This is a genomic window from Vallitalea sp. (assembly GCF_025211055.1).
Classification (GTDB): Bacteria; Bacillota; Clostridia; order Lachnospirales; family Vallitaleaceae; genus Vallitalea.
The window spans coordinates 1-13,736 of the sequence record NZ_JAOARO010000079.1 but is presented as its reverse complement, the minus strand read 5'-3'; the positions used below and the strand labels follow the sequence as shown (position 1 = coordinate 13,736).

14 protein-coding genes are annotated in these 13,736 nt (G+C 31.8%); 6 read left to right on the top strand and 8 right to left on the bottom strand.

Annotation, left to right across the window (positions count from 1 at the left end; all coding sequences use genetic code 11):
* Positions 1-65: 65 nt before the first annotated feature.
* The 4 genes from N4A55_RS11510 to N4A55_RS11495 all read right to left on the bottom strand — a co-directional run bounded on the left by N4A55_RS11510 (position 66) and on the right by N4A55_RS11495 (position 4,456).
* Positions 66-1,157, bottom strand: a complete 1,092-nt coding sequence (locus N4A55_RS11510) for a sugar ABC transporter substrate-binding protein (protein ID WP_293756435.1) — start codon at positions 1,155-1,157, stop codon at positions 66-68.
* Between the two features lie 101 nt (positions 1,158-1,258).
* Complete coding sequence (locus tag N4A55_RS11505; protein WP_293756432.1) at positions 1,259-2,788, bottom strand: xylulokinase; 1,530 nt, start codon at positions 2,786-2,788, stop codon at positions 1,259-1,261.
* 21 nt (positions 2,789-2,809) lie between these two features.
* Positions 2,810-3,541 (bottom strand): deoxyribose-phosphate aldolase, encoded by a 732-nt coding sequence (gene deoC, locus N4A55_RS11500; RefSeq protein WP_293756429.1) that lies wholly within the window; start codon positions 3,539-3,541, stop codon positions 2,810-2,812.
* Between the two features lie 198 nt (positions 3,542-3,739).
* Positions 3,740-4,456, bottom strand: coding sequence for a GntR family transcriptional regulator (locus tag N4A55_RS11495; protein ID WP_293756426.1), 717 nt, complete (start codon positions 4,454-4,456; stop codon positions 3,740-3,742).
* Between the two features lie 228 nt (positions 4,457-4,684).
* Between N4A55_RS11495 and N4A55_RS11490 the strand changes: the two genes are divergently transcribed.
* On the top strand, positions 4,685-5,254 hold the full coding sequence (locus N4A55_RS11490; RefSeq protein ID WP_293756424.1) for a uracil-DNA glycosylase: 570 nt from the start codon (positions 4,685-4,687) through the stop codon (positions 5,252-5,254).
* Between the two features lie 13 nt (positions 5,255-5,267).
* On the opposite strand, the gene N4A55_RS11485 is transcribed toward N4A55_RS11490, so the two are convergent.
* From N4A55_RS11485 to N4A55_RS11475, 3 genes are all read right to left on the bottom strand, one after another.
* Positions 5,268-6,623, bottom strand: coding sequence for an MATE family efflux transporter (locus N4A55_RS11485; protein ID WP_293756421.1), 1,356 nt, complete (start codon positions 6,621-6,623; stop codon positions 5,268-5,270).
* A 119-nt stretch (positions 6,624-6,742) separates the two neighbouring features.
* Positions 6,743-8,122: a PhoH family protein gene (locus N4A55_RS11480; RefSeq protein WP_293756419.1), complete on the bottom strand. Its 1,380-nt coding sequence runs from the start codon at positions 8,120-8,122 to the stop codon at positions 6,743-6,745.
* A 50-nt stretch (positions 8,123-8,172) separates the two neighbouring features.
* Positions 8,173-8,679, bottom strand: a complete 507-nt coding sequence (locus tag N4A55_RS11475) for a shikimate kinase (RefSeq protein ID WP_293756417.1) — start codon at positions 8,677-8,679, stop codon at positions 8,173-8,175.
* A gap of 235 nt (positions 8,680-8,914) precedes the next feature.
* Here N4A55_RS11475 and N4A55_RS11470 point away from each other — a divergent pair, with 235 nt between their 5' ends.
* The 5 genes from N4A55_RS11470 (at position 8,915) to N4A55_RS11450 (ending at position 12,355) form a co-directional block, all read left to right on the top strand.
* Positions 8,915-9,097 (top strand): hypothetical protein, encoded by a 183-nt coding sequence (locus N4A55_RS11470; protein WP_330666386.1) that lies wholly within the window; start codon positions 8,915-8,917, stop codon positions 9,095-9,097.
* A gap of 132 nt (positions 9,098-9,229) precedes the next feature.
* Positions 9,230-10,480: a Y-family DNA polymerase gene (locus N4A55_RS11465; RefSeq protein ID WP_293756415.1), complete on the top strand. Its 1,251-nt coding sequence runs from the start codon at positions 9,230-9,232 to the stop codon at positions 10,478-10,480.
* A 10-nt stretch (positions 10,481-10,490) separates the two neighbouring features.
* A complete protein-coding gene (locus tag N4A55_RS11460) occupies positions 10,491-10,754 on the top strand; it encodes a hypothetical protein (RefSeq protein ID WP_113672897.1) in 264 nt (87 codons plus the stop codon).
* 202 nt (positions 10,755-10,956) lie between these two features.
* Positions 10,957-11,178: a hypothetical protein gene (locus N4A55_RS11455; RefSeq protein WP_193774483.1), complete on the top strand. Its 222-nt coding sequence runs from the start codon at positions 10,957-10,959 to the stop codon at positions 11,176-11,178.
* A gap of 529 nt (positions 11,179-11,707) precedes the next feature.
* A complete protein-coding gene (locus N4A55_RS11450) occupies positions 11,708-12,355 on the top strand; it encodes a M23 family metallopeptidase (RefSeq protein WP_113672899.1) in 648 nt (215 codons plus the stop codon).
* Positions 12,356-12,430: 75 nt separating this feature from the next.
* Here the strand turns inward: N4A55_RS11450 and N4A55_RS11445 are convergent, their stop codons facing one another.
* The gene (locus N4A55_RS11445; protein WP_113675764.1) at positions 12,431-13,312 is read right to left on the bottom strand and encodes a hypothetical protein; all 882 of its coding nucleotides are present in this window, start codon (positions 13,310-13,312) and stop codon (positions 12,431-12,433) included.
* Positions 13,313-13,736: the final 424 nt, after the last annotated feature.

Below are 13,736 nucleotides of genomic sequence, written 5' to 3'. Positions count from 1 at the left end.
ATCTTGCTTTATTAAAAAAGAGAGGCAATATTAATTTGCCATATTACCTCTCAAGTAAAATTAAATTAGATAGTTGGTTCCCAACCAATCTTCTTGAAATTACCTGGAATATCATAATCTCCAATACCATTCCAACCATCTGGAACTTTAACATCTAAAATCATCTGACGAGTAATTCCAATACCTGGTGCCATAACAACACGAGGAACTGATTCTCCACGTAAATATTGATGAGCATAGAATACACATTGATATGCCATTGTATATACTGATTCTCCAACTGTTGCAATAAAGTTTGGTGATTGTGTCATTACTTCAAAACAATGTTCTCCGCCATCAGAACCTGTGAATAATATTTCTTCACGTCCAGCAGCTTTTACGGCTTGTATACCTTCAAAAACAGCACCATCCCATGCACACCATATTGCATCAAGATCACCTTCGTTAGGACAAGCTGTAAGCATATTATCTATTGCCATACGAGGTGTAACAGCACCTGTAGAATCCCATGACCAATGCTGTACAATTTCTATATCTGGATATTGTTGTAATGTCCAATTAGCACCTTGACCACGAGCATCCCAACCTTCATTAGAAGGTAGATCAATTATTGCAATTTTACCTTTTCCATCTAGTGCTTGACATATCTGTTCCATAGTCCAAGCTCCACCAGCAAAGTTATCAAATGCAACTGTTGTTGTTACTGCTGCACCAGGAACAAATCCATCTGAACAAAATACGGGAATACCTGCATCAATAGCATGTTTTACTGCTTCACTAATACCAACTGGATCAGAAGGCGTAATAAATAATGCATCTGGCTTAGCTTCAATAAAAGCTTCTATTTGCTCTGATTGTTTTTTAGGATCATAGTTTGCATCAACTATTGAATATGTACCACCTAACTCTTTAATAGCTGTTTCAAATGCGTATTTTTGACGTTGTCCTGATTCATTCTCCATCCATCCTAGAGAAATTGCAAAAACCATATCCTCTGGATTCTTTTTACCTACTGTTTGTTTAGAAGTATCTTTTTTTGTTTCATTGTTACTAGTGTTTGAACCATTATCCTTGGTAGATGCTGGTTCATCGACAGAACATCCTACAGAAAATACCATTAACAGAGTAACTAGTAATAAAGATATTATTTTTTTCATGTAATCCCTCCAATATAATATTTAATGATTTACTTATATTTATAAAAGCTAGGTGTCCTAGCTTATATACAATATGAAAAAAATCTCTGCTTAAAATTCAATTATAAATTTACTAATACATCTCCAATATCACTTTGCATCTTTGATACCTGTTTATAAACTTTGTTGATTTTTTTATATTTTTTTACATTCTGTATGTTAGGTCTAATAACACTAATATCGTTATTAATATCTTTTAATAAAGTAAAATCCTCCCATAAACCACAACCTACGAATGCTATTGCCGCAGCTCCTAATGAACCTGTTTGTTGTCCATTCTTAGTATAATTAATGTTTTTATCATAGATATCTGCAAATAATTGTCTCCAAAATGAACTTTTGCTTCCACCTCCAACAATTAACATATCATTTTCCAAATCTACGTATTCTTGTAATACTTCTAGTGCATTTTGTAACCCCATTGTTATACCTTCTAATGTAGCTCTTATAAGGTCTTTTTGTGTATGACCTAATGTTAATCCAATAAAAGCACCTCTTATATTTTGAGATTCATCTATTGATGATCCTCCTGCTAAACTAGGATTGAATATTAACTTATTACTCCCTACAGGCGATTCTTTTGCTAGTTCATTCATTCTAATATAACTATCTCCTAGACCTTCCTTTTCATCTTGTAAAATATCTTTACAAATATTATCTCTTACCCATCTATAAGAATTTCCTGCTGAAAAAATAGCTGTGGCTGAAGCATACATTCCTTTTATACAATGTGCAAATACATACGGTCTTTTATTTATATCAATTACAGGTTTATGAGAAGTAACAGCTACCCATGCAGATGTACCTAATGAAGTATAAGACATACCTTCGTCAATACAACCTGCTCCAAGTGCCATACAAGAATTATCAACCCCACCACAGGCAACTTTAATTGTTTTTGGCAATCCTAACTGTTGTGCTGCATCTTCATTCAAAGTTCCTAATATATATGTTGATTCAAAAATATGGGGAAACTTATTTTCTGGTATACCAGATTCACTAATGAATTCTTTGTTATATTTCCAATTATTGATGTCAAATACCCCGCTACCAGATGCATATGAATAGTCAGTTGCTAAAATCCCTGTCAACTTATAATTAATATAATCTTTTGTACCAATAAACTTATCAGTTTCTTCAAAAAGCTTAGGATGATGTTCCTTGAACCACATAATTTTAAATACAGAGTATAAAGCTCTTGGAAATCCATTCCCAGTTTTTTCATACCAATCTTCTTCAGAGATTTCATTAAAAAATTTCTCTGCTTGAGTAGTCGCTCTATTATCTGACCAAATAGGCACTAATTCACTTAGCAGTTTACCATCATAACTGATTGGTACTGCTCCTAGACTATGTCCTGAAACAGCAATCCCTTTAATATCTTCTACATTAATATCTATGTTAGAAATCAATTTTTTTGTAGAAGTTACCACACTATTCCACCATTCTTTTGGTTTTTGTTCTTTAATATACTCTCCTTGATAGTATGTTTTGCAGGATATAAAACTGCTTTTTAATAATTTTCCGTCAATCTTATATAGAGAGGCTTTTGTTCCACCTGTTCCTAAATCATATGCAATTATATAGGTCATAACTTTCCTCCTATCATTGATTTAATAATTACTAACAGATTCTAAATTAAACTCCTCTTCAAATGCCATATCTTCTCTGTCATAAGCTTCTTTTAATATTTTTAATGCTGATGTCATACTAATTCCAAATCTTCTAGCTCCTGCTTCATACATTTCTTCAAGAGTAGCTAAACTTCTTACACCTCCAGCTACTTTAATTAACGCATCATCTTTAACCACTTCTTTAATAATCTTTACAGTATTTACTGTAGAAGGTTTTGAAGCCCATCCTGTTCCAGTTTTTACATATGTAACGCCTGCTTTTACTGCAAGCTTACTTGCTATTTTTATCTCGTCATCAGTTAAATATGCAATTTCAATTATAGCCTTTACTGGAATATCCCCCACTACATCTACTACAGCTTTGATATCATTGTATACTAAATCGTATTTTTCAGATTTTAAGGCCCCCACGTTAATAACCATATCTATTTCATCACAACCAGCTTGTATCATACTTATTGTAGTATCTACTTTTGTCTTAGTTAAATCTGCTCCTGAAGGAAAACCAACTACTCCGCCTACTAATATATTATCATCATTTTTAAGCTGTTTTATTAAAATATCTGTGAAACAAGGCATTACAAATGTACAGATAAAATTGTACTTCTTAGCAATTGCTACTATTTCATTTACTTCGTCTAATGTAACATCCGTTCTAACAGCACTTATATCAATAAGTCTTGGTATTTCTTTAACACCTAATTTTGTCATTATATATTCGCCTCCATGTATATTACGTTTTCTATTTCTTATATTATATATAATAACATCATTATGTTTACCAGTCAATATCAGTTAATAATAAATACATAATGTATTTTACCACTTGATTTTATGTGTATTTTGCACAAAATAAAAGAATAATTGGTATCTAATATATAATGTATCAGATACCAATTATTCTAAGTATTATAATCTTCCAGTTGTATTAACTTCTAATTGATATTTATCTGCTCTAATTTTTAAGTAATCATAAGTTATAGGTTTATTTTTACAATAGGTTGTTCTCTTCATACATATCAATGCTCTTTCATATGGAATTTGAAGTATTTCTGACTCCATAAAATTAGCATTTTTAGCAAATATTTTATCAACTGCTGATTCTAGAACTATCCCATACTCACTTTCCAAAAATTTATATAAAGATATTATTCTAGAACTTTCTTTTTCAATATTTGGAACCAAATGTTTGCTTATGTAATTTTCCATTATTGCAATGGGTATATCATCAGCAAGCTGTATTCTCTGAATACGAATAACTTCTTCTGTATTTTTTACCCCAAGAGCTTTTGCTACTCGTGAACTAGGTACAACAACATCAATACATACGTTTCTCGGTCGCACTAAGCATCCTTGTTTTCTCAAAGTTTCAGAGATAGATGTTACTCCATTGAGATATTGATTAAAATTCACATCAAGCACTTCTGTTCCACGGCCTTGCTGTACTAATACGAATCCTTCTCTTGCTAATAATTCTATAGCCCTTCTAATTGTTGTTCTACTTACATCATACTCTTTCTCAAGTTCTTTTTCAGCAGGTAAAAATTCACCTACTTCATATGCACCATTATTGATTTTCTTCTTCAATAATGCATATACATTCATATATGCTGGGACTTTCGCCATATACTCACCACCACTTTAGTAATACAAACATAATAATGTTTATCAATACAAATCATATAGGTTACTAATTTGTATATCTGATAGTATAGTCTAATTCCAATATAATTACAATATTTTTTTCTGTTTAAACCTTAGACACTACCCCGCACTAATAACATAAGTAATTATTTTCAATCTTATAAATGTCTGATATAATATATGTTATCAAGAATATTGTGAGGCGAAAAAATGTTAGAATGGAATAAACTTGAAAAATTATGTAATAATTGCACAAGATGCAATCTATATAAAACAAGACATCAAATGGTATTTGGCAAAGGAGATATCAATGCAGACTTAATGTTTATCGGGGAAGGTCCCGGTGAGCAAGAGGATTTGACCGGCACTCCATTTGTAGGAAAATCAGGTCAGCTATTTGATAAAATCTTAAAAGCCGTAGATATAACTAGAGAAGAAATATACATAGCCAATATTGTAAAATGTAGACCACCTAGAAATAGAAATCCCCTAGAAAATGAAAAAAACGCCTGCTTACCATATTTAAGAAATCAAGTGAAACTGATTCAGCCGAAAATAATTGTATGCCTTGGACGAGTATCCGCTCAATGTATTATAGACAAAAATTTTAGAATTACAAGGGAACATGGAAAATGGGTTAACAGAAAAGGATATAATCTAATAGCAACCTATCATCCTTCTGCTCTATTACGTGACTCATCCAAAAAAAGAGATGCTTGGGAAGATTTTAAGAAAATCAAAGAAAAATATGTATCTTCCCACCTTAATAGTATAGATTAAATCACCTTACATATCACCACTTTAATAATTGCTCTTTATATATTTTTTTAATTGATACTAATACAACAACAATACCAACAATCTCTGCTAAAACAAATGAAATCCATACTCCATCTAAACCAAATAATTTACCCAAAATGAACGCTCCAGGTAATAATACTACTAATTGTCTTAGGATTGAAACAATCATGCTAATATATGCTTTTCCCATTCCCTGAAACGCAGTACCACACATTATGGAAACTGCTGCTAGAGGAAATACATAGCTAATAATCCTAAATGCTGGAACTCCAATTTTCATCATTTCATCTGAACTATCAAATAGCTCTAATAACTGTGCGGGCATTATCTGGAATACCAAGAATCCCAGTGTCATATATACAACTGCAGCGATAATACCAAGCTTTAGGGCTTTTATTAATCGCTTTCTATTCTTAGCTCCATAATTATATCCAATTATAGGCATGACTCCTTGAGATAATCCAAAAACAGGCAAAAATATAAGTGATTGGAGTTTATAGTAAACTCCTAGAACAGTAACCGAAGCCTCTCCAAATCCTGCGAGAATTAAATTCAAACCAGTAACCATAACAGAGCCTATGGCCTGCATTATTGTAGCTGGCAACCCAACCTGCATTATCCCTTTTAAAATCTTACTGTCATATTTGAAAGTTCTTAAATTCAATTTTACACTGTTTTGTTTTGTAAACAGTACAATCAATATATAAACCATAGATAATATTTGAGATGATATAGTAGCAATGGCTGCACCCTTAACTCCTAATGCTGGAAATCCAAAATATCCGAATATAAGGATTGGGTCTAAAATAATATTGAATACAGCCCCACATAACTGTGATATCATTGGATGAATCATGTTACCGCTGCCTTGTAGGATACTTGTTCCTGCTTGAGCCAGTAATCTACCAAATGAGAATATCATTATTATCTTTATATATTCAGTTCCTAAGCTAATAATATTTTGACTATCTGTAAATAATGTGAAGAAGCTATTGACAAATAAAATACCGATTAATAAAATAATTATATATAAAACTATACATAGAAGTATACCATGTTCAGCCGCATTAGATGCTGCTTCATGATCTTGTTCCCCTAATTTCCTTGAAATAAGTGAATTAATTCCTATTCCAAGTCCCACAAAGCAAGCAATTATTATTAATTGTATAGGAAATGCTAGTGATACAGCTGTTAATGCATCATCACTTACTCTTGAAACAAATATACTATCTACTATATTATATAATCCTTGGACTAACATAGATAATATTGCTGGTAATGACATGGTAATCATAAGCTTGGATACTTTCATAGTACCCATTTTATTCTCTTTAGTATTATTATTCATTACGATGACTTTTCCTTTCAGTATGAATTTTTACTATATATACTAAAATATATCATGTTTTAAACTTTTTGGCAAAAAACTTATTTAGCTGCAAATTCCTCTCTCATTTTATTTAAGTCTTACATATTTTTCTCTGCAATCTTAGCTAATGGACTACGTTCGACTCTCTTAAGTGCTACGTGACCTGTGATATTAAAGGATTTCATTTTTTCTACGGTATATACTAAGCCATTGGATTTTGAATCTATGTAATTATTATCAATCTGATTATCACTAGGATCTCCCAAAAATACAAATTTAGAATGTTCTCCTGCTCTAGTTAACATAAGCTTAGCTAAATGGGGTGTCATTTCCTGTGCCTCATCTACTATAATTAAAGAATTAGTGAATGTTCTTCCTCTCATATAGGTAAAGGTCTTGGTCTCTATGACTCCTCTCTGGCGAAATTGCTCTATAAAATCCTCTACTGTAAAAGTTGGTTTTCCTCCATTATTCTTATTGGTTTCTTTTATATCAGATAAATTCTCTATGGCATCATAGAAGCTTCCCATCCAGGGTTTCAGTTTTTCTCTTTCTGTCCCTGGAAGATAACCTATATCATTTCCTGCTGCTATTACTGGTCTTACAAATACGATTTTCCTATATTTATTTGTTTCTATTACATTTTGCAAAGCTGTGGCTGTTGCCAAAATTGTTTTTCCTGATCCCGCTCCACCTATAATTGTTACAAAATGTATATCCGGGTTCATAAGTAATTCAAATGCCATCTTCTGCTCTCTATTAATTGGGTTCAACCCCCAGGCATTTTCATTAGCATGTGTAAGGGGAACTATTTTATTTCCGTCATATCTAGCTAATATTTCGTGAGAAACTTGGTCCTTACTTTTAATATGGAAGAATTCATTAGGGTATATTTCCTCTTGTAAATCAGGGACTTCTAAACCTCTATCAAATATTTTGTTAATGTCTTTTGACAATAATTCAATCTCCGTATAACCTTTATAGATAGTATCAATGTCAATACGGTCACTTTGATAATCTTCTACTTCAATTCCTAATGACCTAGCTTTTATAGCCATATATAAATCTTTTGTTACTAGTATTATTGGACCACTATCATTAACTTTTTTTAGACTTAATATAATAGCTAATATTCTTGAGTCATTTTTATTGGTATCAAAGCCATTAGGAAGAATGTCTATATCCATATGATTCAATTCTACACGCAAAACACTTTTGTTGGGTAATCTTATTCCTTTTTCAATATCTCCCTTTTCCATTAATAACTTCATTTCTTTAGCTACCGTTCTAGCATGGAATCCAACTAATCCTTCTCTTCTTTTTAGATTATCCAGTTCTTCTATGCAAAGTAACGGTATGATTATATTGTTACCTGCAAAATTATGCATGAATTCAGGATCATGAATCATTACATTAGTATCAATTATATAGTTTTTAACCGTATAATTTCCTCCCTTCAAAAATACCGTTAATGTCATGGGACGTTTCCTTCGTCATACTCTTAAGGCATTCTTATGATAATAATATTCTATTCCGTTATATTATCTTTTATGTGCTTAATAATTCCTTCCAAACTTTTGTCATTACAATCAATAACTATATTTGCATATCTTTCATAGATCTCAACTCTTTGGTCATACACATCCTTCAATGTATGTCCTTTTGCCTTGGCAATACCTCTAGTCGTTATATTATTGACTCTTCTTTCAATTTCTTCATAAGAAACTTTTAGATACATTATATCTCCCAGTTGTTTTAGATGTTCCATTGTTTCGTGTCTAAAAATTACGCTTCCACCAGTTGCTATAATGGAATTAGAAACATCTATACTTAGAACCGCTTCTTTTTCTACATCTAAAAATCTCTCCATTCCAATATCATCAATAATCTCTTGTAATAATCTATTTTCTCTGTTTTGTATAACTAAATCTGAATCAATAAATTTCATGCCTAAAGTCTTTGCAAGAACTACTCCTACTGTACTTTTACCTGCTCCTGGCATCCCAATTAATACTATATTTTTCACTTTTCTCATTCCTTTCAATTGAACCCTATTATACTTAATAATTTTTATTGTTTCAATTCTAATTTTATAAAACTATTATTCTCCCAATTTCCATTTAACATAAGTATATTATTATCTTGAAATGTATTATCATCAATATACATATTAATTGATGTAAACTTTTACCTTGTTTAATCTCCCTTACCAAAAAATACCCCTTTACCTCGAACATATGTTCGTGTATACTAATTTAAGAGGTGTTTTTATGGAACATATAATTTTTCATATTGATGTAAATTCAGCTTATTTAAGTTGGGAAGCTACTTACAGATTGAACACACAGATATCCTGCATTGATCTTAGAACTATACCTGCGATCATAGGAGGTGACGAGTCTAAAAGACATGGGAATATAATTAATGTCAAGAGTGTTCATATTTTTTCTTAAAATTTCTCAAAAAAGTTATACACTTTTATAACTAAAATATATCATAATTAGCATTTATTATGAAACCAAAAACAGTAGATTTAATAATCAATAATTGTCGTACACTTTTACGACCTGAAGGTTGTGAGTTTTATGAATAAGTTTATTCTACACATTGATGTAAATAGTGCATATTTGAGTTGGATTGCTGCGAGAAGAGTTAGTAATGGTGATCCCGTTGACCTGCGTGAAATTGCTGCTGTTGTTGGCGGAAGCGAGAAAAGCCGTCATGGAATCACCCTTGCCAAATCTCGTATTTGCTCTAAAATGGGCGTAAAAACTGGCGAACCTTTAATGACTGTACGTCAGAAATGTCCTGATGTGACAATTGTTCCTCCAGACTACAATCTTTTTGCACGTGCAAGTCAATCAATGTATGAATTAATTTGCGAATACAGTGATGTGGTTCAAAGGTTTAGTGTAGATGAATGCTTCACACAAATTTATATAAACGGTGGTAGAGACGAAATTATTAAGATTGCTCATAAAATCAAAGATCGAATCTATAGAGAACTTGGCTTTACTGTAAATGTGGGGATTTCTGTGAATAAAATACTTTCAAAAATGGCGTCAAATTTTAAAAAACCTGATCGAGTTCATACTTTGTGGCCAGAAGAAGTGCCCCAAAAAATGTGGTCCCTCCCCATAAGGAGCCTATTTATGGTAGGGCGAAAAACCGAAAAAAAACTTTTGAATCTAGGCATTTACACTATTGGCAATTTAGCTAATGCAAACATCAACACGCTTGAAAGCCACCTTAAGAGCTACGCTTATTTAATTCAAACATATGCTCAAGGCTGTGATGATTCTCCCGTAAGGCTTTCTAACCGTACAGTTATCAAAGGTATAGGAAATGGTACTACCTCTTGTTTTGATGTTAAAACTAGACATGATGCTCACCTTTATATTTTATCACTAACAGAATCAGTAGCTTCAAGATTACGTGCAGCTGGATATTGTGCTGGCCTAGTAGCTGTAGGAACAACCTCAACCAAATTCATAAGCCAATCCAGGCAAAAAAAGTTGAACGTTGCAGTAGATTCAACCACTTATATATGCAAAATAGCCACTGAACTTTTTAATGAACTGTGGGATGGTGAGCCGATACGAAAGTTTCGCGTCCGAGTAAGTAATCTACATGAAAATGATTATGTCCAGCTATCTCTTTTAGAAGAATTTGACTTTGAAAAGCATAAAAAAATTGATAACGCTGTAGATGACATAAGAAATCGATTTGGAAGCAATGCAATTCAAAGAGCTAGCTTTTTACATTCAGGAATTAAATCTGGTGCTGGTGGGGTTGGAGATGATGACGACTATCCTCTAATGACTAGTATATTGTGAGGTGATAATAATGAAAACAATTGTAAAACCAATAGAAATGAAATCAGTTACAGATGTTAATGGCACAATTAGGCCACTACGTTTTAGAATAACGGATCAAGAAGAAAGATTGCATACCGTAAACGTACTATCAATATACTCAGTTGAACAGTCAAGGATTGCTGGCGAAAAGAAACGCATATATACATGTGAAATCCAAATAAGAGATAAAGTTAGGATATGTGAACTCAGATATAATCTAGATACAACAACTTGGGAGCTATATAAGGTATAATAATTACTTGTAGTGATATATAAATATAAAAGGATCGCATAGCATTCCCTTTCTCTTGATTTTTTGATTAATTGTGCGGGAGCAAACTCTTACGATCAGGTTATAACAAAAGATGCATATGAATTATCGTAGGCAACAAATCATTTAGGTTCTTTTTCTTCTAACCAACTTGCTGAAAGCTCCTTCTGCACGTATTGTAGACTTGTCATCGGCTATGGAAGGATATGCACATATTGATTTTGAAGCAATTTTTTCACCTATAATGAGGTTATTCGCTTCATCCCCTGAAGTCGGTGCTAACAGAATTTTATTCCTTGCAACATCAAAAGAATATGAAGGTGTTTCAGTAAAATTAATTTATGAAGATTATGTTAAAGAGTCAAATCCAGAAGCATTAGATGAGAATATTGTTAATAGAGTTTGAGAAATGTGAGTCGTCATAAAGTTTGAGAATGAATAGACCAAAACATAAGGGTTTTAGACCCTTATGTTCAAATAGTTTAGGAATAAATATGGCGGAAGAATAAAGTTTGCCCTATATAGAGCTATTTATAATACATAAATATTGATTTAAATAATAAAGATTGCCCGGAAGATGATTTTAAATTTTAGAATTTAGTAGAGGGCCATGGATTTATTTCTTATGCCATGGCCCTCTACTAATAGGGGTACCGCCAACATTTCCGACAAAACTCACGTTAAGACAATATTTGGAAATAAGGAGTAATAATTACACAAAAATCCCATGAATACTTAACGTTTTAACTTCTCATTTCACTGGCTACCCTTAAAAAATAATCAATAATCTAAAGTTCCTAAAATTTTTTATTTTATGTCGTGTTAATGTCGTATTGGATAATGTTATGATATATTCAAGCCAAACAAATTGGCTATGTTATATAAAATCGCGATTTATATATATATAATATTAAATTAAGAAAGAAGGAAAAAATATGTCAAACTTAAGATGGGCTTTAAGAGACGCTGATACATATTCTACGTCTCAAGCCACTAAAAAAATAGGTAGTATTGATGCAACCGAAGAAGTTGAATATCTTAATCAAAAAGTAAATGGATATGCGTATATTGAATATAGTACTTCCAACGGCAGAAAGAAAGCTTGGGTTTATGCTAACAATCTTACGGCTACTAAACCACCTAGAGAAATAGGGATTATGCCAGTAGGTACAAAATTCAGATCTCCAACGGATTTCCCAAATTATCAAAGTGGTGGTTTTCATGGGGGGACAGATATTGCTAGCGATGAAGGTGCAGCAGAAGGAGATCCAATAAAAGCATCATTTGCTGGAAAAGTAGTAGACGTTGTGACAAGTGTAAAAGGAGTCGATCATTCTAAGGGTTTCGGTAACTATGTAAAAATTAAATCATTAATTAATGGAAAAAATTATTACACTTATTATTGTCATATGCTTTATGGTTCTGTAAAGGTATCTAAAGGAAACACTGTATCTAAGGGGCAAGAAATAGGCAAAATGGGGAATACAGGACACAGTTATGGTGCTCATTTGCATCTGGAATATAGAGTAATGCCTTATAGCCCACGTGCCTCACACGTTGTGGATCCAAGGAAATTTTATTAATGGTATAATCGATTAAGCATAGGTATAAGAAAAGAGGCTCCGTTAAAAGGCCTCTTTTCTTTAAAATATAATTAATCATTTTTTCTTTATAATATTACCAGCTAAAAACTTATACTCTCCATCTGCAAGTTCTATTATAAAAGTGCCATCATAAAGGGTAGCAGGCAATTCTTCGTCGGGTTCTTCATTTAATGTAAATGTAATGTGTGCTATTTCATCCTGAAAGACCACCTCATCGATTTCTTGGGATGAATAAAGCCCCCCAACGAATGGAGTATAGGTATAGGTGTCGCTGTTTGCATCATATTCTTCTATTATTGAGTGATCTATTATGGTATTAAATTTACTTAATATATAGTCATCAATAATTTTTGCTGGAACTGTAATACTAAATGTCTCTTCATTGAAGTAGGGATAAAGCTCTGGTCTTATATAAGTAAAAGAGTAGCTAGCTATATAGGTATCATTAACAATAGGAAGTTCAGTAAAGTAGGATGCATCTACTTTTTTCTCTAAAATCAGCTTATTCACTTGTTCTATAGGAAGAATGTATTTTTTTGATTCTCTATCATAATACGGATCTATAAGTTCTTTTCCTCTAAAGCGTTGTAGAGGGTATGTACCTCCAGTTACAATGTAATTAAATGCTTTATTAAAATTAATATAATCATCTTGTGTAAAAGAAAAATCATTATTAAAAGTTAGTAGATAATTAGAGATTATCATCTTTAAAATAGCATCATTTAGCTCAGTTATATTGTCTTTTATTATAGGATATGCTGAATCTGATTTTTGTTCTATACTTGGGTTATTTAAATTGTCTGATGTTTTTTCTGTACTTGTATTAATTGAATCGTCTAATATTTTATCTTCCTTATCTTCATCTTGTATTTGAGTGTTTTTCATACAACCCGAAAAGCATAATATAATTAGTAATGACAAAAGTAATCTTTTCATAAATTAGTCTATCCCCCTATAATTTTTTAGTATTTTCTTATTTAGTAATACACTTTTCATTTATTATATGCATATAGAAACAAAAAAGTCAAATTTCTCACGCCCTATCAGGTTATGGAAGGAGGGCTTGAATTATTTTTTTCATTCATGTGATATTTAAATTCCCTTTTAACCTTATAGGGGTCTAACTAACAAAACGAAAATATTGTTTTTTTTAAAGTGTAACTTTAAGTCTTCATATGGCAAATTTTTCTTTTGAGTAGTGATAAAAAATATTTTATATTGTAAGCGACAAACCCACCACACATTCAATTATTAGTATCTCCATGATATAATCCAATTCATGGAGGTGTTTTAATGTCAGATATTAAAACTGATAAAGAGTGGAAAGAAATTATTAGTTTATTTAAGAAAAGTGGATTAA

What these genes read in the sequence shown, in the direction of transcription:
- deoC (WP_293756429.1), bottom strand. Translation starts at nt 3,541, where the DNA reads ATGACAAAATTAGGTGTTAAAGAAATACCAAGACTTATTGATATAAGT.
- N4A55_RS11460 (WP_113672897.1), top strand. Translation starts at nt 10,491, where the DNA reads ATGAAAACAATTGTAAAACCAATAGAAATGAAATCAGTTACAGATGTT.
- N4A55_RS11450 (WP_113672899.1), top strand. Translation starts at nt 11,708, where the DNA reads ATGTCAAACTTAAGATGGGCTTTAAGAGACGCTGATACATATTCTACG.
- N4A55_RS11475 (WP_293756417.1), bottom strand. Translation starts at nt 8,679, where the DNA reads ATGAGAAAAGTGAAAAATATAGTATTAATTGGGATGCCAGGAGCAGGT.
- N4A55_RS11445 (WP_113675764.1), bottom strand. Translation starts at nt 13,312, where the DNA reads ATGAAAAGATTACTTTTGTCATTACTAATTATATTATGCTTTTCGGGT.
- N4A55_RS11485 (WP_293756421.1), bottom strand. Translation starts at nt 6,623, where the DNA reads ATGAATAATAATACTAAAGAGAATAAAATGGGTACTATGAAAGTATCC.
- N4A55_RS11490 (WP_293756424.1), top strand. Translation starts at nt 4,685, where the DNA reads ATGTTAGAATGGAATAAACTTGAAAAATTATGTAATAATTGCACAAGA.
- N4A55_RS11505 (WP_293756432.1), bottom strand. Translation starts at nt 2,788, where the DNA reads ATGACCTATATAATTGCATATGATTTAGGAACAGGTGGAACAAAAGCC.
- N4A55_RS11495 (WP_293756426.1), bottom strand. Translation starts at nt 4,456, where the DNA reads ATGGCGAAAGTCCCAGCATATATGAATGTATATGCATTATTGAAGAAG.
- N4A55_RS11510 (WP_293756435.1), bottom strand. Translation starts at nt 1,157, where the DNA reads ATGAAAAAAATAATATCTTTATTACTAGTTACTCTGTTAATGGTATTT.
- N4A55_RS11480 (WP_293756419.1), bottom strand. Translation starts at nt 8,122, where the DNA reads ATGACATTAACGGTATTTTTGAAGGGAGGAAATTATACGGTTAAAAAC.
- N4A55_RS11465 (WP_293756415.1), top strand. Translation starts at nt 9,230, where the DNA reads ATGAATAAGTTTATTCTACACATTGATGTAAATAGTGCATATTTGAGT.
- N4A55_RS11470 (WP_330666386.1), top strand. Translation starts at nt 8,915, where the DNA reads ATGGAACATATAATTTTTCATATTGATGTAAATTCAGCTTATTTAAGT.